Here is a 25930-nt window from a genome sequence, read left to right as displayed (position 1 = left end):
AAATGAAAATAACAATTAAAGAGCAAGTTAGTAAAGGTATCGCTTTGGCTAGTGATAATGGTAAGAAAGCAGGTACAATGACATATTCCATTACTAACGGTGATTTCATTATAATTGATCACACAGAAGTAAACAAGGATTTTAAAGGATTAGGTGTTGGAAAGAAGCTACTCTATAAAATAGTTGATATGGCTAGAGAAAAAAATATTAAAATCCTTCCTCTATGCCCATTTGCGAAGGCAATGTTTGTCAAAATAGATGAGATTAAGGATGTTCTCAGATAAAATTTACACATTAAAAAATTAAAAGTATAAAGAAAATATAAATTTATCGTTAGTTGAATGCTCGAAATATGAATAAAGCTGGTATTTGTTTTCTAAGTTTACTACTTAAAAAATTGTTAACGTATTTGTAGACCTTCGTAAAAATTATTTAGAATAAAGATAGAAAAATAACCTTAACTTAATCCTTATGACAAAAGTAGACATATAAAGTTCTTCATTATAACTCTTTTGAAATGTAATGTATAAGGCGTTCCAATATTAAACGTACAATTTGTTCTTGTTATTTCTTAGGATTGAAACTAAATTAGATGGGGATCCTTAAAATTGTATTTGTCACGACTCTTATAAAATACTCTTTTAGGAAAATAAAAACAAATATCTATGAAATCTAAATTAAAAGGCTAGTTATATCATAGTACACTAAGTTTTTTTAGATCTAATCAAAAAAAGATATAACTAGCCGAAATAAATATTTACTAACTTTATTAGAGTTATAAATTAAATTGAGAAGGGACGATTTCTTTTGAACTTTTAATTTATAATCTTAATTTCTTCCTTAAAGATAGAACAAATATTTTTTTTTATGTTAAATTAAGTTTAAACTGGGCTTCATTATAATGAAATTTGAAGCTAAGATGATTAGTTTTATTTATTTTAGAATAGTAATATTGCTTAGTTGATAAATTGATTATAAGTATTGAAAGTTGTAATTTTCTTGAAGATATTTAATAAACTCATCTACCGATTGCTGTGTTGATGCCATGGAATTAGTTATTTTAACTTTTAATCGTTTGGGACCATGATTACTAATTTTAAATGAAACTTCACTAAATTTTGAATATTGTTTAATCGCCTGTTCAAAGTCACCTAGCTTATTTTTTTCTATAATAAAAATTCTCATACAGTAAATATAATGAATAAAACTGCACCAATAATGGTGCAGTAACTTGAAGGGTTTTAATTAAGTATTGTTGATACTTAAATTTTTGTAAAGCTATGAATGAATTATCTATTACGTGTAAAGTTATGGTTAATACATATATGAGAAAGTAATGTTGTTATTACTAAGGTCATCTATTTTTAAAGTTGTTTTTACTCTTAAAAAACAAGACTGTCACTTGTGACAGTCTTTTATCCCCTTAAACTTCTTTGAACTAAACTGAAATTGTTGCAAAGAAAACTTATTAGTCGTCATTCGAGGTTATCCTTACAAATAATTCAATTTTTTTTGTAATTAAAAAGATTGAAGAAGTTAACCGGAGTTCAACTTAGGTTAATGTCATATTAACTTTACTAAATAGCCAATGGTCGAAAAAAATGCGGAAATAGTGTTGTTTTTATTAACTTAGAATCATTCAGGTCTGTTTTTAGTGGAAGGTGAGATAATTTTTTTGATAAAATTGTCTCACCTCTTTTTGATATAAATTATTTATTTAGAGAGGAAATGCGTTTAAAACTTGAGTGAACCAATTTGGTTTTGGAGTGATTTTGAAACCAACTATATCATTTTTGAGTTCCATATGAATAGATGAGCATTGATATAGTTGGCTATTATAATTCTTTTGTGAAAGATAGGTTTTTATATTAATACTAGATAAAGGAAAAACACCTAAATCGTATTTTTTATCATTGGTTTTAAACAGTTTTTTTGTTTTACCTACAAAGCCGGTGAGAAATGGTAAAATAAACAATTGAAAAGGAGAGACGTATGAATCTCTCCTTTAATTTTGAGAGCCTTAATCAGGTTGATCGAATTATTGATTTCCATAGTATATTGATGTTTTGGAAATCCATAGACTAAGACTTAAGCAGGTTCATAAATATAAGATTAAAGTCTTAAAGTTAAAAAAATAATTTTCTTTTTTGGTAAATCAATGTAATAGTATTTTTTGTGTTATATTAAGACTCCGGAAATTAATTTGTCAATTTGTCAATTTGTCTTTGTTTTCGTATATTTGTTACTAGCGATTTAAGCCCTAATCCCTTTAGGCACATAGATTTTTAGCTCGCTCTAGAGCACCGATTTTTTACTTACAGATTTTTATTCATTAACAAATTCAAGTATTGATATACTATGAACAATATACTTATTCAAGAATGTAAAGTGTTTGTCAATATCGAGGGTGAAATGAGGGAGACAACTGATTACAGTTTAATTGGTGCAGCCGTTCTTCAGGCATCCGAGGATAAGCAATTGAAAGTATCGATGTAGAACTATTTAAAAGGAGAAAGAAGGAAGATGGCGAAAGGAGAGAAGAATGGAAACATTCACCCTACACGGATATTCAAAAGACCGGAGGATTTGTACAGAGCTTTTGAGCAATACAAAGAAGACTTAAGGAGACAATCCAAGGAATGGATAAAGGTTTACTTTGCAGGAAAGGAAGGGACTAGAAGAGATGTAGAGTTGAAGGTGCCAAAGATAATGGAAGGCTTCAAAACTTTTTGTTATGAGCCGTACGGGTGTATTGTTCAATATTTCAAAAATCAAGATGGATTATACAAGGACTTCATTCCAGTCTGTTTGCGTATAAAAAATGAAATACGCGAGGACCAGGTTGTTGGAGGGTTGCTCAATGTCTATAATCCAAGTATTACTCAAAGGCTGAACGGAATGACAGATAAGAAAGAGGTAAAGGCAGATGTTACCACTTTTTACGTAGGAGGAGAAGAAGAGGAGTAGGAAGAAGAAGTATAGAGGAGAGATAGGGGATGCCGAGAGTAAAGTTGAAGTTCAATTGGAAGTTATTTAATCCAAACTTTCATCATTTGGAGAAAGAGTTGAGAAACATACATCGAAGATTTATTTGGTGTTATGGAGGCTCTAGTTCTGCAAAGTCGTATTCAGTAGCTCAAGCCATTATCATAATTGCTTCCTTAATTGAGGGGTCAGATACTTTAGTTTTTCGGAAGGTGTCCGCGACAATAGACGAAACTATTTACAAGGATTTCAAGAACATCATATATTCTTTGAACCTTGAGCATTTCTTTATAATTCAAGCGAAGAAGATAAAGTGTATCAATGGTGCACAAATAGTATTTAAAGGTCTGGATGATCCCGAAAAGATTAAAGGAATCTCATCTTTTAAGAGAGTTGTATTGGAAGAAGTCTCAGAATTCGATTTTGCGGACTTTAAGCAGATAAGGAAGCGATTAAGAGGAATGGCAGGACAGCAGATTATCTGCATGTTTAATCCAATTGACAAGGAGCATTGGATAAAGAAGAAAGTATTCGACAACGAAGAGAGAAATGAGCTTTCTAATTCTCTAGTGGACCACAATGGAGTTTTAAGACTTAACATTGATGAAAAGTACACTCATGTAACTGAGAAGTGGGAAGGAGGGGAAGTAAAGGTAAAAGGAAAGGTTTATCCTCCGAACTTCGTTGTAATTAAATCCACATATTTAAATAACTTCTGGGTTGTTGGTTCACCATGTGGGAAGTTTGGATTTGAGGACATACAAACTATAGCCGATTTCGAGCTAGACAAGAAGACTGATTACAACTTCTTTTCAATTTATGCTTTAGGTAATTGGGGTAAGCTTAATCGTGGTGGAGAGTTCTACAAATCTTTCAAAGCGGAGAATAATGTTCAGGATAATGAATATAGTTTAGAATTGCCATTACATATTTCCTTTGATGAAAATACGAACCCTTATGTATCACTCTCAGTATATCAAGGCGAAGGTTTAGCCACATGGAAAATCGACGAAATCTGCCTTGAGCATCCAAGAAACACTTTAAGACACGCCCTTAAGGCTTTTGTAAAGAAATACAGAGATCATAACAAGAAGATATTTATCTACGGAGACAGGACTTCATTAAAGGCTGATGCCAAGTTAGAGAAAGGTCAGAATTTCTTCACTATTGTTGAGGACTATTTGGAGGACCATGATTACTCGTATACTAGGAGGTTACCTACCAAAAACCCAAATCCACATGATCGCGGGGAATTTATCAATGACATTTTCGCATTCAATATACCGGGAGTATCGTATTACGTCTCGTCTAAATGCCCAAAGACTATAGATGATTACGAGAGTGTTAAGGAAGCCTCTGACGGAACAAAGCATAAGGAAAAAACGAAACACCCAGTTACAAAAATAACTTACGAGAAATACGGGCACTTAACCGATACCGATGACTATTTCTTATGTGAATACTACAAAGAACAATACAACAAATACACCGGAAGAAAGAAGAAGAAGACCAGAAGAACAAAAGCTAGAAGTTTAGGCGAGTTAGGAATTAATATTTAATGATGATGAAACTATTAGACAAAATTAAATCAGGGAGCTTAACTGATGATTTATTAACGAAGATTTCAAGTGCGAAAAAGGATAAAGAGTTTTTAGAAAACTTACACAAAGAATACTTCAAAAAAGACAGAACTATTCGAGATACTCAAATTGGCTTTACACAAAAAGACAAGACAGTTAAAGATGAGAATGGAAATGACAGAACAGTTAAAGCGATTCGAACCCCTATCTCGTTCAATAAAAAAATTGTTCGAACGAGTGTTGCTTTTGAATTCGGAAATCCAGTAGTATTAAAGCCTTCAGAAGTTAATGCATTGACGGAAGCCGTAGAAGATGTATGGAAAGAATGCCGTCTGGATTCTAAATTACAGAAAATAAAGGAATATCAAAGGAGCGAGACGCAATCCGCATTGGTTTTTCATGTTAAGAAAATTTCTGGCGCTGAGAATAAGATTAAATGTAAGGTGCTTAGCTATGAGTCAGGTTCCTTTTGGCCTGTGTTCGATGAGTTTGGAGATATGGTATTGTTTGTTTGGTCCTTCAAAACCAAGATAAACGGTAAAGATGTAGAAAACTTGTGGGCTTTTGATGAAACTAAAGTTTACAAGTACAAAAAAACGAACTCATGGACTTTGGAGTCAAGAGACTCTCATAGTTTTTCTAAAATTCCTGTAATCTATTTTAGTCAAAGTCAACCTGAATATGATGATGTGAAGGAATTAATTGATAGGTATGAAACTTCTGTTTCAAAATTAGGAGCTTCAAATAACTATTCTGGTTCTCCATTGTTGTTTACCAAAGGAGAGGTTCAAGGGATGCCGGATAGAGATTCTGACGGTAAAATGCTTAATGCTCCATTAGGGTACGATGAAGATGACAAACCAATGTTTGGAGATGCAAAGTTCTTGACCCATGACAATGCGCCCAAATCGGTTGAGCTCGAGCAAAAAACTTTAGAAAACCTTATTTACTCGCTTTCAGATACTCCAAACCTGAGTTTCAACAACCTTAAAGGGATTGGTAATGTATCGGGAGTAGCATTGGAGTTAATGTTCTTAGGATCTATTCTTAAGGCTAAAATGAATGAAGGCGACAACAGGACAGATATTCAAAGAATTATCAATGTTATTATTTCTGGAATTACCACTAAGGTTGATATGAGCTTAAAAAAAGCCTCTGAGGGGCTTCACTACGATGTTCAGTTTTCAAGCATACTTCCAAGCGATTTAGCTGGATTAGTTACTACACTTACAACGGCAGTAACAGGGAATATTATGTCTCGAGAAACCGCAATTGAACTCCTTGGGAAAGCTAATACCGATGAGGAAATGAAAAAGATTGAAGCAGAAAAGAGTTCAGTTAAAGTTGAAAAGAAACCGGATGAAGGGGAATAAAGATTATTTCGTTAGGGCTATATCAGCCAAAAAAGAATTTAAGACGCAGGGTATGAAGAGAGATGTTAAGTTGTTAGGGGCTAGAATTGAGTATATCAGGTACTTTCTAGAAGTCTGGTTACCAAAGAATGATCCAGAGATAAAAATTTCACAAGCAGTCAAGGAATTATCAAACTACCATCTGTTTATTAGTGAAAAACGCATCTACGAACTATTAAAGCAAAATTTTACTCACCCTATCGGAATAGTTATGCAAAAAGCTTCTCCGTTAGGTAAAGCAGGAGTAATTTAGTACTAAATAATTATTATCTAAATATTTAACATTATCATGAATGAAGAATTAAGAAAGAAACTTGAGCTAGCACTTTCAGCGAAAGGTCTAACCAAGGAGCTAGTAAATTTCATTTCGATTGAAGAGGAAAGTGATATTGAAGGTGTTGTAGCTAAGCTAGAAAAACTTCACAAAACCGAAAAGCCTAAGACATTAGATGATTTTCTAAAGGACAATCCCGAAGCCAAAAGTGATTTTGACCGCAGAATGACAAAGGGGATTGAAACTTACAAGAAAAACACTAAAAAGGAGCAAAAGCCGAATGAAGAGGATGACGACGTTGTACCTGAGTGGGCTAAAACGATCATTGCCAAAGTTGAAGCTGTAGAGTCCAAAACATTGGTTGATTCAAAGTTGTCTGAGGCAAAAAAGCTTTGGAAAGATTCTGAGATTCCAACTGAATTTAAAGACGAAAAGTGGTTTAATCGACTGATTGATGTCGATTCAGAGACCTCTATTGAGGAGCAAATTAAATCTGCGCTAGAAGAGACTACAAAATTTCGTCAAGATATTGTAAGTAAGGAGATCGGAGATAAAGGTCTTCCCAATCCAATTGGAGATGTGGAGGTTTCGGATGATGATATTTTGGATATTATAAATTAAAATTAAAATTAGAATGGAATTAGATCTAAGCACAAAGAAAGAAATGTTCCGTGGAGGCAATGATAGTATTGCTATCAAAAAGTATATCCATGGTAAGGAAGGAGGAACTGTATTAGATACGACAGGTTTTCCAGATAATTATATCTATGCAGGCCATGGAGTAATAAAGGAAAGAGGAGTGTTTAAGCCTCAACCAGTAGATGGATCATTACATGAAAAACTAGTGGGAGTTGTAGTTTCAACTACAAGTAAAGCCAAACCATCGGTTGGTGTAATGACTCTAGGAATTATTAATAACAATACCTTGAAATATAAGTTCAATGCAGAGTCATTGGCGGTTCTTCAAAAATTAGGTATCCAAAATCAGATTGACTAATGACAAGTGTATCACATTTTAAAGATGTTATTAAGAAGTACTTTAAAAAAGTATCAAAAGCATATTATGAAAAGGTAAATGGGTCAAAAGAGGAGCCAAAATATCTTCATGAACAAATGCTCACAGAGGATTATTCTGTTGATATGACCTATGATTCAATCTCGGGTAATTATAGTCGCGTGACGGCCGATGTAGTTTCATTTGATTCTCCATTACCATTGAAATCAAGAGGAGCGATTCAAAACGCCACTGGAGATATTCCTAAAATAGGTTTGAAATTTGTTTTGAATGAAAAGCAGATGAATAATCTCAGGATATTAAAGAGTATGCCCGGGATGATAAAACAGTTAGCAACAAAACTATTCGCTGATGTTGAGTCCTGTATTTTTGGTATTAAAGAAACTATTGAAGAGGCGTTTTTATTAGGTTTATCTTCAGGTTATACCTTGATCAAGGATGAAACCAATGTGGGACATGGTATTAGAATTGATTATAATATTCCCCGATCAAATCAATTTGGATCTTCTATTAAATGGAGTTCTGAAGAGGCAAGGCCAATTGATGATTTACGAAGAGTATTGAAGGGAGCCAAAGCAAAAGGAGAAATACCTACTCATATTTGGATGAATTCAGATACCGTTGAATTAATGTGTCAAAACAAGCAGATTAGAGAGCAACATGCTTTTAATATGAATTTTGTAGGCAATAGCATTCCAGTTTTGGATGAAGAGCATTTAGCTGTGGTAATAAAGAAAAAGTTGAAATTAGAATTAAGGGTTGTGGATCGTACATTTGTTCATCAAAAGGATGGTAAAAACACAACTACGCAGGGGTGGACTCCAAACATGATAGTTATGACCAAAGGAATTAAAGTAGGTTCTTTGGTTTATAGTACATTGGCGGAGGAAGCTTTTCCTCAACAAGGAGTATCCTATGCTAAGCCTAACAAATATATTTTAATTAGTAAATCAGGAACTACTGATCCAGTCAGCGAGAAGACTGCAGGTCAAGCATTGGTAATTCCTGTTCTTCAGAATGTTGATTCATTCTTTTATATAAATACAGAAGAGGCTCAAGAGGTTACTTCCGGAGAGGTGGAAGGTGACACAAAGATTACCATTTGGGACAAAGAATTAGTGAAAACCTCAGTTGTCAACGCTGTTAAGGAACTTGGCGTAACTGTAAAGTCTAACATCAAAGATGAGACGCTAATCAAGAAGATAAACGAATTATCTGATGAACAGGAAGCAGAGTTGCGTAAAAAACTAGGAGCATAAGAGTTTTTATGTACACAAGTGATTCCATAAACCTTTTAGTTCGAAGAATAAAGTGGCGCGCTCCTTTCGGGGAGCTTGCTACCATTCTTGAGTCAGATTTACAAGCCAAAGAGAACGAAAAAGCTTATCAGGACGGGCATGAATTGGTTACTCTTGAAGATATTTTTTACAGTCAGCCAATTCCAGAAATTACCAAAGTAGAATTTAACCTGTATTTGAGAAGAATGGTGTTGAAGGCCGTTAATCGAGTATTAGAGGATGTCTTTGATAGTAACTTGAAGGCTGATTACAGCAAAAAATATGATGATATGATTACTAAGTATCAGTCAGGTTTTGACAAATCATTAATGCTGGCAATGGCGGTCCAGGTACTTCAGTTGTCAGTTACCACCCAACGAGTAAATATCAATGTAAAGCAAAAGGAGAAATCCTACCAGAAGCTTAAAATTGAGCTAGAAGGCACTAAGAATGACAATGGAAAGATTACATCTGTTGGGTTAAAGTATCAGTATTTACAGTCTGTAAAAGCGCTTAAAGCTATTCTTTTCCCAAAGGTGTTGCTTAAACCTAAAATAAATGGAGTAGATAGATGGTAGTTAACCAGAACTTGCATGAATTGGATAATCCTGTCGGTATAGACTTAAGAATCCAAGAAATTCAGAACTACCTGTATTCTGGTATTAAAGAATGGAAAGTAGAGGCATTTGGAAGAGCGGAATCAATAGGTAATAGATTAATGCTCTTTTCCGAAGAAAGGGACTATATGGATGCACTAGTGATTAATGATTCAAAATCAAATGGAAGATTCTTTTTCATAGATTCCGAAAAAACGATTGAAAGATTTAGTCAATTAGTAACTGAGGTCACTGTCGTCTTTTTATTGAATTTAGAAAAGGTTTACAAGGAAAGAAAACATCGTTTGGACGAAGAGGCTAGAATTAAAGTTTTGGAACTTTTAAAATGTAAAGGATTAGAAGATTTGAGAGTTGTAAAGGGACAAAGTGTGTTAAAAGGGTACGAAACATCCTTGATAGACATGCAACCTTATCATTTTATGAGCTTCACCTTTGATTTGAATTACTCAATTCACAATAATCATTATTTCAAAAATTAAAATTATGGGTACATATATCAATTTGTACGAAAAAGATAAAAAAAAGTACAAGAATACGGGTTTTAAGAGACAAGCCCTTGAAAGTAAGTTAAGAATTCCTGTGTTGTCAAATGGATTTGCTTTTGCATCAGTGGCAGACTTTGAGAATAGAGATAAATTTCGAGAAGCAATTGGAGCTAAAAGCTTAGTTCCGTTATTTGAAGTGCACGAGTTGGCCGATGCAAGTACTGAAGACAAGAAATTTGAAAGCGGTTCATTTTCGAAAGTAATTGAAAATGGAGTCGAAAAAATCACTTTCGAATGTTACATTTCAATTCCTGCATTCAATGCGTTGCAATCCTATGAGGAGAGTGAGTATAACGAGTTGTTTGAATATAACCAGGATGGCGATTATTCAGGTGTCTACGATACAGATGGAGTAAAGGTACGAGGAAGAAAAATTACTTCAATCAATGTGACTCGTTTACGTGCTACCAAAGAGAAAGTTCCATACGTAAAAGGGGAAATTGTTTTTGATTCAAAAACGGATGTAGAGAGAGCGGTTGTAACTAAAAGCAATCTAACCAAAGAAGATTTAGAAGGAATCTTCGATGTTGAATTAAAGCAAATTCATGCTAGTGCCACTTCAATCGTTTTTAAAGCCTACTCGGAAGGAGCTTTGGTTAAAGATTTAGACACAAAGAAAATATTCCTTAACAATACTTCTGGAAAGAATGTTCGTCCAACCGGGATAACCTTTGAGCCTTCAAACGGAACATACGAAATCAAAGGAACAGGTTTCGCTAGTGGTTTTACTGTGGGAATGTTAGGTGTGGATATAAAGCCAAATATTATGTTTGAAGTAGTAGACCTGTTGAAAATTGAGGTTGCCACTAACTAATTAAGGTTGCGTCTGCAATGGCAAATATATTTGAGTTTCAACAAAGAGCAAAGAAGCTCACTCGGAAGAAAATTAGAAATGATCTGTACAAATTCATTAGGTCTTTAGAGGAGGAATTGGCGGCTTACAACAGAGCTACTCTACATGATGAAAGTGAAGATGTTTTTGGAAATCCAATTGGTTTTTACTCACCCATGACAGAAATATTGACAGATGGTAAAAAGAAGAGGGGAGAACCTTTCGACTTATTGGATTCCGGGGATTTTTTAGACGGATTATTTGCCAAGGTAGAAAAAGATAGTGTGTTTTTCGACACCAAAGATTCAAAAAGAAAGGAGGTTCTTCAAAATTTGATGTCAGAAAACATTTTTGGTCTTCAAGAAAAAGACATACAAAAGGTGGTAGAAACTAGACTACTGCCTTTTTTTACAAGGTATTTTAGAGAGAAATTGATAGGGTGATATATACAGCAGATACAATACCGATTAAGCTTTATTTTCAGATTTCAGAATCTGGGAAGTATGAACTCATTACTGATGAAAATGATTTAGATTCAGAAACTTTACAGAAAAGGTTTGAGAATATTGAGCATGAGTTTGAAGAATTAACTCAAAATAACCAGAAGAAGAGGGTTTTCGAATTGATTCGAAACATTGAATCTACCATCAGAAAAAAGGAAGCAATTGACCTAGTGCTCGATACTCTTTTTATGGACCTCTCAAGAAAAGATAGTGAACTTATTGAAGCGTTAGAGGCAGAAGGTTATAGTTTTTCTGCAGGAGATTATAATATCGATTTAAAGCGAATATTATCGAACAACGAGTCTGAGTTAGTTAGGTTGAAAAAATACCAGAACGAATTAGAGTTATTGGTTTCTCAGGAGGAACCGGAAGGATTAGAAAAAGGTAATATAGATGAAGTTATACTGAGTTATGGAATAATTACCGGTGCAGGATTTATAGATACGAATACTATTACCATGATGCAGTATTGTGCGTTGTTGAAGTTGGGTAATCAGAAGATGAAGATGTTGGAGAATGGCAAAGGGGAAGATAGAATTTAAAGAAACAATTGATGAGCGTATTTTCACAATTGGAGAAAGAATAGCCGAAAGTTTAAAGCCGGGTATCGAGGAGATTGAGAGAACTAAAAAGGTTTTTGAAGCGATGAAGGAATCGGCTTTAGCTCAGTTGGAGGTGGCTAAGAAATTGAAAAATGCACCAAACCGAAAAGATTTACTCAATACTTTGAAAAAAGAAGCGGAGTTATCCAAGAAGGTAACTCTAGCCAAAACAGCTCTGCATAAACTAGAGCAATCAAAAATAGACACGGAAAGGAAGCAAATTGATCTATCTAAGAAGAAGCAACAGGTCCAAAGATCAGGAATTAGGCTTACAGAAAAGGAGCGCTACGAACAAAGATTATTAAATAGGGGTAAGCGGGAATCAGCTGTTTTGTCTTCAAAGTTGTCTTCTGAATATGATAAGTTATCTGTCCGATTAACAAAACTAAGAAGAAGATACAAGGATGTTGCTTTAGTTGAAGGAGAGACGTCTAAAAATGCCAAAAGGCTACGTGATCAAATAGTCAAATTAGATTCAGCATTGAAGCGAGTTGACGCGAATGTCGGACAATTTCAAAGGAATGTAGGTAACTACGGAAAGGCCATGCAATCGGCAAGTGCTGCAGCAAAAAATATGGCTTCTGCTTTAGGTCTGGTTGGAGGTGCTTTTCTCTATGTTCAAGTGATGAAAGATGCCCTTAGGATAGTCAAAGATTTTGAAAAGGCAAATGCAACCTTGGCTTCTGTTCTGCAGGTCGAACGTAAAGAAATAAAGGCGTTGACAGACGATGCTGTAAGATTAGGGAGCGAGACCGTCAAAACAGCAAATGAAGTTACTCAATTACAGATAGCTTATGCTCGATTAGGTTTTAAGCAAAAGGAAATTATAGCTTTAACAGAACCATCTATAGAGGGCTCGATAGCGATGAATGCCAAGTTAGATGAAACCGCAGAGTTAACAGGTGCAGTTATAAAGACATTTGATGAATTAAGCACTACAGATGCGCCGAAGGTTTTAGATATCATGTCTTTAGCAACGGCTAAAAGTGCATTGAATTTCGAAAAGCTTAAAACAGGGATTCCAATTGTTGCAGGAGCGGCTAATGAAGCAGGAATTCGATTCACAAGACTAGTCGCTTTGATGGGAAAATTATCTGATGCAGGTATTGATGTATCTTCCTCTTCAACTTCACTTAGAAATATTTTTATAGATAGTGCTGGAAAAGGTTTAAAATATTCTGAAATCATTGAAGAAATTAAGAAGAGTCAAGACCGATTAACAGAAGCCAATGATCAATTTGGAAAAAAAGCTGCTGTTTCCGCCTCAGTATTGGCGAAAAATATAGAAAAGGCTAAAGAATTAGATGTTGAATTACAAAATGCTGGTGGTACTGCAAAAACCATGGCTGAAAAGGAATTGAATACTCTTGATGGCTCACTACAGTTGTTGAAATCAGCATGGGAGGGATATATTCTTCAGTTGAACGAATCATCGAATTATTCTGGAAAACTGTCTAATGCAATAAAGTACCTTTCAAGTAACCTTTCTCAAATTCTAAACTCTTTAAAGGTTGTTACCTCTGCGTATATAGCATACAGATTAATGGTTTATTTATCTCGGGTCCAAACGAGTTTAATGAATCATCAATTCATATTGTCAAGGACTGCGTCTTTGGCTTCTGCAAAAGGGGTTAGTAAAACGGCATTAGCCTTTGGAAAGCTAAATAAAGTTTTAAGAGCGAATGCCTTGGGAATTGCTTTGTTTGCCATCACAGGGTTAGTTGCGTTGTTCGAAAAGTTAAGTAGAAGTTCAGCACAGGTTGCACAAGAATTAAATAAGGGGAATGATGAGTTTTTAGAACAAGCAGAGAAAACCAGTAAGGCAAACAATGAGTTGGAAGAAATGATAGACCGATATGATGTGCTAAAATCAAAAACGAATCTAAATGTCCAGGAGCAAAAAGAATTCAATAAAATAGTAAACAAGCTTGCAACAGATATACCTGGCGTAGTTTCTGGAATCAATGATTTAGGGGATTCCGTAGAGATTAACGGTAAAAAGGTTAGAGAGTTCATTAAGCTTCAAAACTCAAATACTACTCTGAAGGCAAAAATACAGAATGATGAATTGCAAAACTCGTTGAAGAATCTAAAAAAAGAACTATCGGCCTTTAATGAGCTGTCTAAGGAAAATGGGAATGTGGTTAGTGTCAGGAGTTTAGGTAGTGCTTATAAAAAGGTAAACGGTGAGTTGTATAAAGTGACTACTACGATGAGTAAAATGAACAAAATCAGGATAGCAGAAACTAAATTAACTAAGAGGCAAGAGTTGGCCTTTGGGGAAAAAGAAGAAAGTATAAAGAAAGAAATTGCTGAAACAACTATAAGTATTGAGAAAAATGAAGATTTAATAGCATCGATAACAGGTGTTAAAAACGCAAGGCAAAAGCAAAAAACAGCTAGTATTAAAGAGGCGAAAAGTAAAGCTGATGAAGTTCTTATTGTTCGAAAATTAACAGCTCAAATAAAAGAGCAGGAAGCGAGATTAAAAAGTCTAACAAAAAATGGATATGAAAATCTAACTAAAAAGAAAGCTGATGAAATCAAGGAGACTCGTAAAAAAATAGCTGCTTATAAAAGAGAATTAAAGCAAATTACAGGTGTAACCAAAGCTATTAAGAAGACCGGTGATTTGGAAAGGAAGTTGGAATCTGAGAGGGTGAAACGATTGAATGGGACTTTCAACTTGAAGAAGTTTTTAATAGCTCAGGATATTTCCTTTCAAAAGGAAATTATCGAAAACACCAAGAAGTCGGAAAAGGAGCGACTCTTAGCGTTGAAGAAGTCAAGTAAGTTAGAAGAAGAACTCGCATTTGAGACGGCTGTTAATAAACTAGCCATTAGAAAGGGGTTTATTAGAGAAGAGGTCGTTCAGTATTTAAAAGATGGCGAAGAGAAAAAGGCGTTCCTTGACAAATTAGGAAATGAAGAGTTGCTTGTAATTAAGCAGTACGAAGCTAAGAAGAAGGCTATTACTAAGAATAAGGAGGATAAGGAGGACGAAATTGAGTTCAAAAGAATTGTTGATCTAGCAGAAAAGAAAAAGTTCGAGAAAGAAAAGGAACTCCAGAATGAGCTTGAAAACGTAAATAAAGCTTTTGAGAAGAAGGAAGGGGTTTATGCTAATCACGAGAATGCTGTCGAGGAACGTGAACGAAGGATAGCGGAAATAAAGAAAAAGTACGCACTAGATGCCTTAAATACGCAAGTAGGAGCTATTGAAAAACTTTTAACTTCTGATAAGCTTAGTGCTGTCGAAAGAGCCAAAAATGAGGCAAAGCTTGCGGAACTAAAGAGGCAGATTTCAGATTTATCTCTAACAGATTTCTTGGAAAAGAATAAAACTGAGATACAAAAGACCAAGGAGAAGGTTAATAAAATAGCTCAGATTTCCTCACAGCTAAATTCAGTACTAAGTGACCTTTCCGGGGCTTTATTTGATTCAAATATTCAGAAAATTGATGATGAGATTTCCGCTCATGACACCAAGTACAATAAGATTCTGGAGAATGAATATGTCACAGGCCAAAAGCGTGAAAATATTGAAAAGAAAAGGGATTTAGAGAGGGATAAGTTAGAGAAAAAGAAAAGGTCTGAGCAAAGAAAGAAAGCGATTTTCAATAAAGCAAGTGCATTTGCTCAAGCTAGTATAAATACAGCTCAAGCCATTACCAAAACAATAGGGGAAGCTGGGTTTTTTGGTATCCCATTGGCTTGGATTGTTGGGGCTATGGGGGCGGCACAAATGGCGACAATTCTAGCTCAACCAATACCAAAGTACAAAACAGGTCGTGGCAAGGGTAAAAATGAAATTGCCGAGGTAGGAGATGGTTTTGTTCATGAGGTAATTGAAAAGAAAGATGGAAGGGCATATTTAACTCCCAACATTCCGACTTTGACATATTTGGAAGCCGATGATGTTGTTCATAAGGATGTAGACACGTACTATTCAAAAGGAAGTAAGGTTGCTTATTATCAGAATATTTTTGACAAAATGACAATTTCTGGCTTAAATAATCAGGCAAGAAAAGCAAGGAATTACCAAGAGATGGTTACAGTTCAAAAGATGAATGAAACTGTTATAGCTAAGGCTATTGAAAACAATAATCATAATTTAAAAAGAGATATAGTTGGGGCTATCAATTCAAGTCTGCTCGGCGCCAAAACTGTTAACAATATTAACGTCGAAATACCACAAGAATACACAAAGTTTTAGTTATGAGCTTGATAACATTGAATAGAGATATAGAGCAACATTATTTGCAGTATGAAGGGGATTCGAAACCGAAATTAATTGAAGAGCCTAAAGGTTGGAAAAGTGCTGACAAGCAAATTACCAGGAGTAAAGATGACAACGAATTTATATCTAAGAATGCCAAAGATGTAAGGTTTTTTGGAGTTGGACGAGAGTATATTCTTCAGACGATTAAATTATACGGAGAAAAAGCTAAAATACGTTACACAATAGTTAAAGAAAATCCTACAAATTCCTTTGACTTTTACCAAGATGTCTACTTTTTAGACTTGATTAAATTTAAGGATAAGAAGGGGATTTTATCAGTAAAAATTGAAGAGGGGGGAATTGCAAAAGTGGTAAAGTCAAAAGGAGGGCAGAATTTAGAATACAACAGAGTAATTGACTTGTACGGAAATAATATTAATCCTGTTTTGAAGCAAACTATCGCTTTAGAGGGAAGGAAAATATTTTTGAAGAGTACAATTAAAGCTGGAAGTTCAGTAACAAAAACTCGTATCAAGACTCGAGGAAATACAAGAATGGCAATAGCTCATTTTCCGTTTAAAATAGAGAGTAATTCAGATAAAGAGCATATTGTTACCCCTAGTGTAAGTGAGTTTGATAAATCAACTAATAAACCAGATTCAAGTCAAATTTTCTATCTTAATAGTGATAGGAAAAAGAAATTGAAAGTAATCATAGATATGTCCTGCTGGATTAACCCTGTATTAATAGATGACCCCAAAGGCGCAGAGTATTTAAAGATCATATTTAGAATCTATAAAGGAGGTTTAGAGTTTAACACTAAAAGGGATATTGAGTTATATGTTGACCCCGCTCCATTAAATCATAATAAAAGGAAGGTGTCATTCTCGCTTAACGAGAGTCTTTTGTTAGAAAAAGGCGATAGTATGGCATTAATTTGTGTAACAGGAGGAGTCTTCGGAGGAGGCGGGCTTTTCCGTGACGATCCTGGGTTCTTCCAACATGACTTTTATAATGCTGATGGTTCAGTTATTATTTCAGAGGATTCCGTAGTAGAGACGACTAAAGCTCCGTGTATCTATATACATGATGTTTTGGAAAAACAAATTGAAATCATCACCGGTAAACCTAAAATATTTTATTCTGAATTGTTTGGTAGAAAAGAGTATGGATATAAAAAAGACGGCATATTTGGAGGTGTAGCGGTAACGAATGGCCTTGCAATTCGAGGGTTTAATTCGGCAAAAGACGATAAGCGAGCGTCGATATCTTTTAAGGATTTAAAAACAAGTTTGAACGCTACGTGTGGTATTGGGACTATGATAGAAAAGATAGGTTTCAAAGAGCGAGTTCGTATTGAGGGGCTAGATTTTTTTTACATGTCAAGTGTTACTGTTGAATTACCGAACATTGTTGAAGATTTGGAAATTTCTCCAGCCATTGATTTTGTGTACTCAGGCTACACATTTGGATACGAAAAGGGAGGGGATGGTTATGAAGAAGCTACGGGAATCGGTGAGTACAACGGAAAAGTTTCGTATACAAATGAGCTGGATAATATCGAAAAGGATTACACATTGTTGTCTAAAGTTCGTGCTGATTCTTCAGCTGTTGAGTTTGCCAGAAGAAAACATAAGAAAACTCATCCACAGGCAGATACTCAGTATGATCTAGATTCATTTTTCTTAGACACAAAAAAAGGTTCAGATTATATTCTTTTGGAAAGAAAATGGCAGGATGATTTTGAGTTAGAACCAGAGGGGGTTTATGATCCGAATACAGCGACGAATTTAAGGTTTACACCAGGGCGAATGAGGGATAGAAGAAGTCTTTTCTTAGCGAGTAGTTTATTCAGTTATCCGGAGAGCTATATTCGTTATACTAGCGCGAATTGCAATGTTAATTTGAAGTCCCAAGAGAAAGGTAGCTCTTTATTACATGAGGGAGGAGCTAAGCAAGTAAAGAGTTATGGACGTGCTAAATTTCAACCCTATTGGGCTAAGTTCACTCACAAGGTAGATTTCTCATTGAGTAAAAAACTTCGAAGTAAAGTAGTGATAGATGGAGAGGAGAGATATGTGTTTTATGGAATAGTAAAATTTAAAGTTGCTGAAGACATCTACCGCTATGGGTATATGTTCGAGGTCAAGGAATCAGGAAAAGGCACTTGGAAGGTGTTGTTAGCAAATAAATAAATGTAGGAGAATGGCAAGAAGTATATTGGAGGTAACATTACCCAAAATGAACCTAAATGATAGAATTGAGTTTCAAACTGAATTAGATGGTAAAATAAAGGACTTTTCAGTAACATGGATAGATCCGCATCATAACCAGTTAGGAACTCCGAACGATGTTATTCATGAAAGTTTTCAGCCGTTTAAGCGCCCAAATTATGACGCATTGAATTATGCTCAGGGGATTAAGGGGCTTGATGTTTTGGAGGTTCTTACTGAATCTGTGGAGCCCGGAAAGGTTATTATTCAATCTAATGTTGACAATTTGATATTCAAGAATGAGAGTAGCATGAATCCAGGAGTCGTTTTTAAGAAGACTAATCAGAATAGTAATATTCCTACTCTAGTCCTTAATAGTGCCACTATTTCCCGAGGTAGTAATGTGTGCTCAGAAGTGAACGTAACTATTTCAACGAGTCATCTGGTAGATAAAATAACATCCCCATTTGTAAAGGACAATTCAGTTACCCCTGTTGTTTTTAGTTTTTTGCGTGGTGAAACATTCACTTTTACAGCGAGGAGTACTGCGCTAAACCAGATTGTAAGTACAGTTATTAAAACACCACCTAGATTGCTTGAAATGAACTTAGGTGTTTCAGTTTTAGGTAAATCTGTAACAGTAAATTATAGTTCTTTAAACGGGACTACAGGTCTAGTTCTAGAATATTCAATTAACGGTGTCGATTTCTCTTCCAATAACGTTTTTGACAATGTTGCCGATGGCAAATATTGGGGGTATGTAAGAGATCAGTTCGGATGCCAAGTTACCAAACAGTTTGAAGTAAAGGAGTTGGTGAGTAAATCACCGTACTATCATATTCCTAAAGCAAATTCTATACGATACGCGCAAAGAGAGGTCTGGGACGGAATTAAGGTCTTCAAGACTGATGAAAATACACTATCTAACGAAAGTAATGATGCAATATCACATTATGAAATTCAGCGATTTCAAACCAATGACGTTCTAACGACACAGCTTAGGACCAATTATGATACTGTTAAGGCTTTTGTGTTGAGTTCTGCAGGTGAACAGCCCTTGTTAGTTACCAAGCCAAGAGAGTATTTAGGTCTCAAGGATTATAGAGATTGTGTTGTGTACCAGAGGCCAAATGGAAAGGCCGGTATATATTTTACTTCGGGAAGTAAATACGGATATGATAGTGGCACTGCAATAGGAAGTTACGAGCTTAATGGTTCTCGTCCATCTTGGTATCGAGTTGGAAGCGTTATTCAGTTGGATAAGGTTGGAGCATTGGAAATAAAGAGTGTTCTTTTTGATGAAATTAAAAGGGCAGAAGTGGTTGAAGTAGACTACAATTACAAAGGTTCTCCCATAGTAACAAAGGTGAAAAGTATTTACGATTTAAGGCCATTTAATCTCTATGAGTTTAAGTTAGATTGTTCCGATTATGAAAACAAAAACTTGAGAGTAAAGGTTGTTCTTGAGGACCCCAAATTGCCAAAGAAGGAATGGGTATCTGAGTTATTAGAGATTAAGAAAGTACATGCTGAATGTGTTGAAATACGATATTTTAATGATAAAAATGATGATGTATTCTATGAGACTGGGATAAACCATGTGTTGAGAATTCCCGTCGCCAACATCATTGATACTTCAATTTCAGAATCGGAAATCCACAAAGGAGATAGTCAAGTGAGTTTAATTAGTGCTGAGTATTATGAGGGAGATACTTTTGAGTTTTTGCCTTTAACAAAAGAATTGAAAAAGAAAGTGGAATTAGCTACATACCATAGTAATTTAATTATTAACGGTGTTAGTTATAAGGTTGCCGAAAAACCAGAATCGGAAAGGCAAGGAGTCAGTAATCTATACACATTGAAAGCCAAATTGATAAAGGCTGGCAGTGGCTATAATGTGAATTCTTTTGTGAAACCGGACAGTAGTTATGCTATTGATATTCCAAGTTTGATCCTTGGCGAGTCAGATGGGTTTATTTCTTATTAGTGAATTCCTGTAATTGATTCTCAGTAATATGAAGATGGTAGTTATTTATTGTGATGTTGGATTCACTTTCTCTGTATGAATCAACAGGGAAATTGTTGACGAAAGCTTTAGAAATAAACATTCCGCCACGGATAAATAAGTACGCTAAGACCAACCAAAATAACATAGTATAAAGTTAAGAAAATGTTGAATGATAATAAATTAAATCCGTTATTTAGATCAGTTTTAAATAATTGGTTATATTTGTGTAATGCAGTGAGTTATGTCGAAAGGAGTTGAAGAAAAGATAAAAGAAATACATGACTATTTACAAAATCAAAGTAAAAAGTCAAAGCCTATTAATTTGTTAGAGGACAATGATGGGTATGAGGATGGAATGTTGATTCCAGTATACTCTCCAAAGAAGAAAAAAGCAGTTAAATTTCCGTTGCAAAGTCCAGATTTAAGCAAGTTCCAATTACGTTCAGAACGGAATATCGCTAATGGATATTTAGGGCTAGGTGCCAATAAAAAAATTAATGAAGTTTTTATTCCTGAGTTGCCAATAAGTAAGATTACAAATTTACAGTCTTCGCTAAACGGGTTACAACTAAAATCCGAGAAAAATGTTGCGAATGGCTATTTAGGACTTGATTCAAACGTGAAGATTGGTCTAGGTTTTATTCCGGAATTGCCTATTAGTAAAATCACGAACCTTCAGAGCTCTCTCAATAGAGATATTTTATCTATTGCGATTACAGGAGATAGGAATAAGATACTAACCTTAACCAAGATTGACGGAACAACTTTGACTGCGCCTTTTACTGATTTAGGGGATACCGCTGATGTATTTCTAAATGGTTTAAATTTCAATACTGCCAACGGTACTTTTACGGCTGTTTTAAATGATTCGAAAACGAGCTCAGTAAATATTGATGGTAGGTATTCGTTATTGAATCACCATCATGATGATAGGTATTTGAAATTCCAAGCAGGTTCCGTTTCCGAGGAAGTAAAATTCGAGGCACCAGTATTCTTTGAAGACACCATTCAGGCAAGGAATCCAATCTTGATTCTAGAATCAATGGCACAAATGGACAATGGTCCCGGAAATAAAGTGGTAAGGAAAGATTGGATACTCTCTAAAATTCCAACAAAAACAAGCCAACTCAACAATGATAGTGGTTTTGCTTACGTTGGAAACATCCCAAATATTCATGTTGTTACGTTAGGCGGTGCTTTAAATAGCGCTGCGTTAAACGTACATTATCCTTCTTCAAAAAATCCTATTAAGACAATTTTAGTCAATAAAAATCCGGGTTCTGAAGCAATGTACATAAGGATATCTTCAAGTGAATGGCTAAAGATAAACGCAACGAAAATTTAATAATCAAGATAAATGAAGACGGAAGTTAATAAAAAAACGAATGTAGTAGAGTTAAACAAGGATCAACAGGAATCTTTAAGAATTTTGTTTAGTGTAGCGGAAAAAGCACAGAGAGCTGGTGTATTTAGCTTAGACGAGGCCGTTCATGTTAAGCAATCGATGATTCATTTAGAGCCATTAACTGTCAGTGAAAAGAAATCTTAAACTATAAACCCCCGAAAAATTATGACATCGATATTAACGATAGTTACCGACAAAGCCATAATAGTTTTGAATTGGGTCTTTGGCTATTCCTTCGGGTTGAGCTCCCTTGTATTGCTTGAGGGTAGTTTTACAAGTGAAGATTTCTTTCATTCCTTGCTTAGCAAACCTCCAAGTAAAGTTACGGTGGTCATTGGCTCTATTTATGGAGTGGTGAGAGTTCTAGGAGCTGTAAGCAAGGAATGGAAACAGCATAGGCTTAATATTCAAGCCGTTCAAAAAGGGCAAGAGCAAGTCGAGCAGGAGGAGCTCAAAACCGAGAAACAAAGAAAAGAATTGAATGATGATGATAGCGACACTGAGTAGGTTAAAAGAAGAAGAGAAGCAAACCTTAGGTGAGGTTGTGTTTATTAATGATGGGGAGGTAGTTTTGTCTTTGAAAACACTAGAACTTCCAGATAGGGGGAATGCCCGTTCTATTAGTAGGATTAATGCTGGAAAATACCTGTGTAAACGAAGAACTTCTAGGAAGTATGGTGAGCACTATATTTTATTAGGAGTCGAGGGAAGAGATTACATTTTGATACACTTTGGTAATTTTTATCGAGATACCCGAGGATGTATATTGCTCGGAACGGGATTCAAGGATATTGATAAAGATGGTTATCGTGATGTTATTAACAGTAAGAATGCCATGAAGCAGTTATTAGAGGTTGCACCGGTTGAATTTGAGTTAATGATAATTGATCAGTAATGAATAAGGATTTAATTTATATCGGGGTAATAGTTTTTCTCCTCCTTCTGATTTTTTTCGGAGGAGGGGGAAACTCTTTTTCTGGCAAGTCTGCAAAAGTTAGAGTCGACAGCATTATTGTCTATAAAGAATTACCAGGGGCTCAGAATAGTTTTACTATTCATGAACCTAGAGAAAAAGTAATAACTCAATACAAGGTTATCTCAAATGATGAGAAGTACAAAGAGATTATTAAAGAACTTGAAAAAAAGTATGGTGAAAAAGCCGATAGTGTTACAATATTACGAGAGTTACTATTCGCTTCTAAAATTCGTAAGTATGAAGAGATTTTTAAAGATTCCGTTCTTACGGCGACTGTGAAAGCAGAAACAAAAGGTTCTCTTGAGCAAATTAAATTCAACTATGTTCTGGCACCCAGAAAGGTCTCGTTTTATAAGAAGACAGTTACAAAAACGGTAACTCCAAAGTTTGGTGTATTCTTAGGGGGTAAAGTCACCACGTCAACACAATTTGATAAGGCCTCGTTTGAAGTAAACGTAGGAGTTCAAAACAAACAAGGCGATATTATAGAACTTGGTTTCGATACTCAAAAAAGAGCATCGATAGGGTTCAAGAAGCGGTTGTTCTGACTTTCTACTCAGACTATTCATATTAAGGTTAATTGTATTCAAAAAAAAGAGGGATATACCCCTCTTTTTACATATAAATAAGTTCTTTTTATGATTAATCACAACTTTGTGAGCATACGGTTGCACTAAACATTCCTCTCGAGACCTCGACTCTTTGACAATCTCCAGACCCTTTGACTTTTAACAATACCGCTGCAACTTTCTGTTTTACACAACTCGCACTGCTACAGTTCCCTTCATGAGTCCATCCATCAGGACAAGAACCGATCAAATCTTCAATCGGATCACCACGTTTCACTTTTGTAAAGTCATGTGTCGTAACATCTGAAATTGTGACTTTTTTGGTAGTGTTATCCAAAGTAAGATTGAAAACAACAACCTTTTTTGGGTTGTTATCGATCAGTTGGTCAGCTTCATCGATTAGTTGATTACTTAGCTTTGCAATTGCATCGCTATCGTTTACATTTAAATCCACTACGATGTCTTTGTCGAATCCAAAGTTGACCTCGGATAAATCTAAATTACTCAAGTCTAAATTGTCTTTAACTTGATCATTATCCGAACAACTAGCGAAAAATACAATTGCGAGACATAAAAATAATTTTTTCATAATATTTTGTTTTGGCTAATTTTTACAATGATAGGAACAACTTTTTATAGATTATTACGTGATTACGTAATCTTATAAATAAAATATCTTGACTCAAATCACTGATATTCAAATTTAAGAATACATTTCGGATTTGAATACACCTACTTTTACCATAAAAAAACTCAGGGTTATCCCTGAGTCTTAACAATTCTTTAAACAGTGTTTAAATGTCATTATAAACATGTGATTATGCCAATTAGAAAAACTATACAACAACTATTTTTTTTCAAAAAAATGTACTTTTTTAATTAAAAACGGGTACTTTTCTATTTTCGGATTATAATACTATCAAGAAACTTTACCAGCTATTTAAAGGAGTCGCTTTATGCTATCAATAGTACTTTCTTTAAAATACCTTTTGGTCAATTCATTATTTTTATGAAATTTTTATCTAGAAAGCTCGATCATCTCACGTATTAATTCTTCCGGAGGGAGTTTCTTCGTTAGTCTATCTAGTTTGGACTGTTCTTTCATGACCTCTTTGAATAGAGAGTGTTTCACCCCCATATCATTTATTCTTTGAATATGATACTCTACAGCGCCGATATTTTGGAGTCTTCGCCATTGGTCACCATCTAAATGTGGTACACCCTGAGTTTTTATGAGTATGGAAAAATATTTTGCGTACATGATGCAAAATTATGCGAGATTTGGATTGAACCTTGCTAGAGTTCTTAGTAATCTAGCTATGATTTCTAACCCAAAAGGTTTAATTTCTGGTGTTCGAAACTACTACTCATTCCTAATGAATACCATTTAGGTTGTAGATAGAGCTTTCTATGAAAATATTTTACTTTCTTTGTTCGAAAATGATTACTACGTAAAAATTGTACAAATATCTAAATAATGGCAACTGTGGTGGCAACTAAATAAATTTTTCCTTGTGAATAAAGGTTTTTTTTGTGGTTCAATGTTTCTTTTTAGGGACGGCTTATCTGTTCGGCGCTGTTTACTTTATGTTTCATTGACACTTCAAAGATACGATGACAGTTCGGTTGTTTTATCAGTATTTGGATGAGTGGCAATTAGCTTTCGGTGAGTGACAAAGGAAGACTGTTGATGTTGGTTTCTTCAGGAGGAGCTTACTAATAAAAACGAAAAAAATAGGTAGCTTAACTAGGGATACCAAAAAAAGGGGAACAAGTAAAAGATCACAGAAACAGTGAACACAATTGATACTAGTATTAATACTAATGAAATTGCAATTATTTTTTTGATTTCCTTATCCATAAAAGCAAAGATACGCGAATAAGATTAAGAGATAGGTTTTTGTGGTATTATAAAAATGAAAACAACTAATTTCCATTGGTAAGAGACGACCATATATATTCCAAAGAAAGTTGTTCATAGTGGTGTTCGGGGTAATAATAGTAAAAATAAAATAAAGCACGTTTGTAGTTTTTCCCGATACCTAAAAAACTAAAAAGATGTAGGTAACTGGGATCATGTATGAGCTAGGAGATATCTTTGTGCAGATACATTACATTAGCAACAAATTTAAATGAAAATAATATGCCGCACTGTATAATTGAATATTCTAGTGATATTGAAAACGCAAAAGAGATTCTTGACACAGTTAGGATAGTAAACACAGAGATAGAAAACTCTGGATTATTTGATAAAAAAACAATTAAAACAAGAGCATTACCGATTGATGTTTATTTGGTTGGTGGAGTTGAAAAATCCTTTATTCATATAACAGTCAAAATACTTGAGGGCAGAACAGACATTCAAAAAAAAGATTTGAGTGAAAGGATCTTAAAATGTGTGCTATCAAAATATAACATAGAAAATATCTCAGTTGAAATTGTAGAGTTACATACACAAAGTTATTCTAAAAACTAAAACTGATGTGATACCATATATTTGTAATTACTACGGATTCGATCGATTCTGAATTCCATTAGAATTGCGAAAGTCAGTTCTTCATAAGGGACAAGTAACCTGCCTTTTAACGGACTGTTAGAAGATATGTTTTGGTCGTCAAAGAAAAGTAAGATGGCACTTACCACAAGGCACCTTGATAAAGGTGTTTTTTTGTGTTTAAGATTTTGTTTAACCAGCACTGGGTTGTGTCATTTTAATTGTAGTTAAATGACACCTGAATCATCATCCCAATCATCAACATATTTTTTTACATCTTCTTCACTACCATATATTATTACGTAAAGGAATTTTCCTATACCACGAAGTATTAAGAGAGCAAGAAATATATAAAGTAAATAATCAAACCTAAAAACAGTAGGTTTAGTTTTCTTCATTTA

The 25930-nt window shown here is 34.6% G+C and carries 25 protein-coding genes; 22 read left to right on the top strand and 3 right to left on the bottom strand.

All coding sequences use genetic code 11. The features are described 5' to 3' along the window. The first annotated feature begins 2 nt into the window (after nucleotides 1–2). On the top strand, nucleotides 3–284 hold the full coding sequence (locus ACXAG7_RS06190; protein WP_476666308.1) for a GNAT family N-acetyltransferase: 282 nt from the start codon (nucleotides 3–5) through the stop codon (nucleotides 282–284). Between the two features lie 688 nt (nucleotides 285–972). Here the strand turns inward: ACXAG7_RS06190 and ACXAG7_RS06185 are convergent. Continuing rightward, entirely contained in the window at nucleotides 973–1185 is a 213-nt protein-coding gene (locus ACXAG7_RS06185) for a hypothetical protein (RefSeq protein WP_476666307.1), read from the bottom strand. A 1338-nt stretch (nucleotides 1186–2523) separates the two neighbouring features. Here ACXAG7_RS06185 and ACXAG7_RS06180 point away from each other — a divergent pair. The 20 genes from ACXAG7_RS06180 (at nucleotide 2524) to ACXAG7_RS06085 (ending at nucleotide 23014) form a co-directional block, all read left to right on the top strand. Further along, nucleotides 2524–2967 (top strand): hypothetical protein, encoded by a 444-nt coding sequence (locus ACXAG7_RS06180; RefSeq protein ID WP_476666306.1) that lies wholly within the window; start codon nucleotides 2524–2526, stop codon nucleotides 2965–2967. Nucleotides 2968–3053: 86 nt separating this feature from the next. Continuing rightward, entirely contained in the window at nucleotides 3054–4544 is a 1491-nt protein-coding gene (locus ACXAG7_RS06175) for a PBSX family phage terminase large subunit (RefSeq protein WP_476666305.1), read from the top strand. Then, nucleotides 4544–5938, top strand: a complete 1395-nt coding sequence (locus ACXAG7_RS06170; protein ID WP_476666304.1) for a phage portal protein — start codon at nucleotides 4544–4546, stop codon at nucleotides 5936–5938. Before ACXAG7_RS06175 ends, ACXAG7_RS06170 begins: the two co-directional genes overlap by 1 nt. Continuing rightward, entirely contained in the window at nucleotides 5925–6230 is a 306-nt protein-coding gene (locus ACXAG7_RS06165) for a hypothetical protein (protein WP_476666303.1), read from the top strand. The genes ACXAG7_RS06170 and ACXAG7_RS06165 overlap by 14 nt, the downstream gene beginning before the upstream one ends. 36 nt (nucleotides 6231–6266) lie before the next feature. Continuing rightward, nucleotides 6267–6872: a hypothetical protein gene (locus tag ACXAG7_RS06160; protein ID WP_476666302.1), complete on the top strand. Its 606-nt coding sequence runs from the start codon at nucleotides 6267–6269 to the stop codon at nucleotides 6870–6872. A 13-nt stretch (nucleotides 6873–6885) separates the two neighbouring features. Beyond that, a complete protein-coding gene (locus tag ACXAG7_RS06155) occupies nucleotides 6886–7248 on the top strand; it encodes a hypothetical protein (protein WP_408044202.1) in 363 nt (120 codons plus the stop codon). Continuing rightward, nucleotides 7248–8525, top strand: a complete 1278-nt coding sequence (locus ACXAG7_RS06150; RefSeq protein ID WP_476666301.1) for a major capsid protein — start codon at nucleotides 7248–7250, stop codon at nucleotides 8523–8525. The genes ACXAG7_RS06155 and ACXAG7_RS06150 overlap by 1 nt, the downstream gene beginning before the upstream one ends. An 8-nt stretch (nucleotides 8526–8533) precedes the next feature. Next, complete coding sequence (locus tag ACXAG7_RS06145) at nucleotides 8534–9121, top strand: hypothetical protein (RefSeq protein WP_476666300.1); 588 nt, start codon at nucleotides 8534–8536, stop codon at nucleotides 9119–9121. Beyond that, nucleotides 9115–9639: a hypothetical protein gene (locus ACXAG7_RS06140; protein ID WP_476666299.1), complete on the top strand. Its 525-nt coding sequence runs from the start codon at nucleotides 9115–9117 to the stop codon at nucleotides 9637–9639. The genes ACXAG7_RS06145 and ACXAG7_RS06140 overlap by 7 nt, the downstream gene beginning before the upstream one ends. Nucleotides 9640–9643: 4 nt before the next feature. Continuing rightward, on the top strand, nucleotides 9644–10519 hold the full coding sequence (locus ACXAG7_RS06135; protein ID WP_476666298.1) for a hypothetical protein: 876 nt from the start codon (nucleotides 9644–9646) through the stop codon (nucleotides 10517–10519). Between the two features lie 17 nt (nucleotides 10520–10536). Beyond that, nucleotides 10537–10980: a hypothetical protein gene (locus ACXAG7_RS06130; RefSeq protein WP_476666297.1), complete on the top strand. Its 444-nt coding sequence runs from the start codon at nucleotides 10537–10539 to the stop codon at nucleotides 10978–10980. Further along, entirely contained in the window at nucleotides 10977–11582 is a 606-nt protein-coding gene (locus tag ACXAG7_RS06125; RefSeq protein WP_476666296.1) for a hypothetical protein, read from the top strand. The genes ACXAG7_RS06130 and ACXAG7_RS06125 overlap by 4 nt, the downstream gene beginning before the upstream one ends. Further along, entirely contained in the window at nucleotides 11557–15858 is a 4302-nt protein-coding gene (locus tag ACXAG7_RS06120; protein ID WP_476666295.1) for a phage tail tape measure protein, read from the top strand. Before ACXAG7_RS06125 ends, ACXAG7_RS06120 begins: the two co-directional genes overlap by 26 nt. A 2-nt stretch (nucleotides 15859–15860) precedes the next feature. Further along, nucleotides 15861–18059, top strand: coding sequence for a hypothetical protein (locus tag ACXAG7_RS06115; RefSeq protein ID WP_476666294.1), 2199 nt, complete (start codon nucleotides 15861–15863; stop codon nucleotides 18057–18059). A 10-nt stretch (nucleotides 18060–18069) separates the two neighbouring features. After that, the gene (locus ACXAG7_RS06110; RefSeq protein WP_476666293.1) at nucleotides 18070–20064 is read left to right on the top strand and encodes a hypothetical protein; all 1995 of its coding nucleotides are present in this window, start codon (nucleotides 18070–18072) and stop codon (nucleotides 20062–20064) included. A 262-nt stretch (nucleotides 20065–20326) separates the two neighbouring features. Further along, nucleotides 20327–21430: a hypothetical protein gene (locus ACXAG7_RS06105; protein WP_476666292.1), complete on the top strand. Its 1104-nt coding sequence runs from the start codon at nucleotides 20327–20329 to the stop codon at nucleotides 21428–21430. 12 nt (nucleotides 21431–21442) lie between these two features. Continuing rightward, a complete protein-coding gene (locus tag ACXAG7_RS06100) occupies nucleotides 21443–21634 on the top strand; it encodes a hypothetical protein (protein WP_476666291.1) in 192 nt (63 codons plus the stop codon). Between the two features lie 21 nt (nucleotides 21635–21655). After that, complete coding sequence (locus ACXAG7_RS06095) at nucleotides 21656–21997, top strand: hypothetical protein (protein WP_408044190.1); 342 nt, start codon at nucleotides 21656–21658, stop codon at nucleotides 21995–21997. Next, nucleotides 21972–22385: a DUF5675 family protein gene (locus ACXAG7_RS06090; protein WP_476666290.1), complete on the top strand. Its 414-nt coding sequence runs from the start codon at nucleotides 21972–21974 to the stop codon at nucleotides 22383–22385. Before ACXAG7_RS06095 ends, ACXAG7_RS06090 begins: the two co-directional genes overlap by 26 nt. Next, nucleotides 22385–23014 carry a hypothetical protein gene (locus ACXAG7_RS06085; RefSeq protein ID WP_476666289.1) on the top strand — a complete coding sequence of 210 codons (630 nt, stop codon included), beginning with the start codon at nucleotides 22385–22387 and terminating at the stop codon, nucleotides 23012–23014. The genes ACXAG7_RS06090 and ACXAG7_RS06085 overlap by 1 nt, the downstream gene beginning before the upstream one ends. 94 nt (nucleotides 23015–23108) lie before the next feature. On the opposite strand, the gene ACXAG7_RS06080 is transcribed toward ACXAG7_RS06085, so the two are convergent. Next, nucleotides 23109–23624 (bottom strand): hypothetical protein, encoded by a 516-nt coding sequence (locus tag ACXAG7_RS06080; protein WP_476666288.1) that lies wholly within the window; start codon nucleotides 23622–23624, stop codon nucleotides 23109–23111. Nucleotides 23625–25178: 1554 nt separating this feature from the next. On the opposite strand from ACXAG7_RS06080, the gene ACXAG7_RS06075 reads away from it, so the two are divergent. After that, complete coding sequence (locus ACXAG7_RS06075; RefSeq protein WP_476666287.1) at nucleotides 25179–25511, top strand: 5-carboxymethyl-2-hydroxymuconate Delta-isomerase; 333 nt, start codon at nucleotides 25179–25181, stop codon at nucleotides 25509–25511. Nucleotides 25512–25756: 245 nt separating this feature from the next. Here ACXAG7_RS06075 and ACXAG7_RS06070 read toward each other — a convergent pair whose 3' ends face one another. Beyond that, the gene (locus ACXAG7_RS06070) at nucleotides 25757–25927 is read right to left on the bottom strand and encodes a hypothetical protein (RefSeq protein WP_408043426.1); all 171 of its coding nucleotides are present in this window, start codon (nucleotides 25925–25927) and stop codon (nucleotides 25757–25759) included. Nucleotides 25928–25930 lie beyond the last annotated feature (3 nt).

Source organism: Tenacibaculum sp. AWR4_210 (assembly GCF_056160945.1).
Note: the sequence above shows the minus strand (reverse complement) of the source record. Positions and strands in the feature narration are given on the sequence as shown.

Excerpts from the sequence above, each read along its gene's own strand:
- ACXAG7_RS06145 (WP_476666300.1), top strand. The coding sequence starts at position 8,534 with ATGTACACAAGTGATTCCATAAACCTTTTAGTTCGAAGAATAAAGTGG.
- ACXAG7_RS06130 (WP_476666297.1), top strand. The coding sequence starts at position 10,537 with ATGGCAAATATATTTGAGTTTCAACAAAGAGCAAAGAAGCTCACTCGG.
- ACXAG7_RS06115 (WP_476666294.1), top strand. The coding sequence starts at position 15,861 with ATGAGCTTGATAACATTGAATAGAGATATAGAGCAACATTATTTGCAG.
- ACXAG7_RS06150 (WP_476666301.1), top strand. The coding sequence starts at position 7,248 with ATGACAAGTGTATCACATTTTAAAGATGTTATTAAGAAGTACTTTAAA.
- ACXAG7_RS06100 (WP_476666291.1), top strand. The coding sequence starts at position 21,443 with ATGAAGACGGAAGTTAATAAAAAAACGAATGTAGTAGAGTTAAACAAG.
- ACXAG7_RS06075 (WP_476666287.1), top strand. The coding sequence starts at position 25,179 with ATGCCGCACTGTATAATTGAATATTCTAGTGATATTGAAAACGCAAAA.
- ACXAG7_RS06135 (WP_476666298.1), top strand. The coding sequence starts at position 9,644 with ATGGGTACATATATCAATTTGTACGAAAAAGATAAAAAAAAGTACAAG.
- ACXAG7_RS06110 (WP_476666293.1), top strand. The coding sequence starts at position 18,070 with ATGGCAAGAAGTATATTGGAGGTAACATTACCCAAAATGAACCTAAAT.
- ACXAG7_RS06090 (WP_476666290.1), top strand. The coding sequence starts at position 21,972 with ATGATGATGATAGCGACACTGAGTAGGTTAAAAGAAGAAGAGAAGCAA.
- ACXAG7_RS06170 (WP_476666304.1), top strand. The coding sequence starts at position 4,544 with ATGATGATGAAACTATTAGACAAAATTAAATCAGGGAGCTTAACTGAT.
- ACXAG7_RS06140 (WP_476666299.1), top strand. The coding sequence starts at position 9,115 with ATGGTAGTTAACCAGAACTTGCATGAATTGGATAATCCTGTCGGTATA.
- ACXAG7_RS06085 (WP_476666289.1), top strand. The coding sequence starts at position 22,385 with ATGAATAAGGATTTAATTTATATCGGGGTAATAGTTTTTCTCCTCCTT.
- ACXAG7_RS06190 (WP_476666308.1), top strand. The coding sequence starts at position 3 with ATGAAAATAACAATTAAAGAGCAAGTTAGTAAAGGTATCGCTTTGGCT.
- ACXAG7_RS06180 (WP_476666306.1), top strand. The coding sequence starts at position 2,524 with ATGGCGAAAGGAGAGAAGAATGGAAACATTCACCCTACACGGATATTC.
- ACXAG7_RS06070 (WP_408043426.1), bottom strand. The coding sequence starts at position 25,927 with ATGAAGAAAACTAAACCTACTGTTTTTAGGTTTGATTATTTACTTTAT.
- ACXAG7_RS06120 (WP_476666295.1), top strand. The coding sequence starts at position 11,557 with ATGGCAAAGGGGAAGATAGAATTTAAAGAAACAATTGATGAGCGTATT.
- ACXAG7_RS06160 (WP_476666302.1), top strand. The coding sequence starts at position 6,267 with ATGAATGAAGAATTAAGAAAGAAACTTGAGCTAGCACTTTCAGCGAAA.
- ACXAG7_RS06080 (WP_476666288.1), bottom strand. The coding sequence starts at position 23,624 with ATGAAAAAATTATTTTTATGTCTCGCAATTGTATTTTTCGCTAGTTGT.
- ACXAG7_RS06185 (WP_476666307.1), bottom strand. The coding sequence starts at position 1,185 with ATGAGAATTTTTATTATAGAAAAAAATAAGCTAGGTGACTTTGAACAG.
- ACXAG7_RS06165 (WP_476666303.1), top strand. The coding sequence starts at position 5,925 with ATGAAGGGGAATAAAGATTATTTCGTTAGGGCTATATCAGCCAAAAAA.
- ACXAG7_RS06095 (WP_408044190.1), top strand. The coding sequence starts at position 21,656 with ATGACATCGATATTAACGATAGTTACCGACAAAGCCATAATAGTTTTG.
- ACXAG7_RS06105 (WP_476666292.1), top strand. The coding sequence starts at position 20,327 with ATGTCGAAAGGAGTTGAAGAAAAGATAAAAGAAATACATGACTATTTA.
- ACXAG7_RS06155 (WP_408044202.1), top strand. The coding sequence starts at position 6,886 with ATGGAATTAGATCTAAGCACAAAGAAAGAAATGTTCCGTGGAGGCAAT.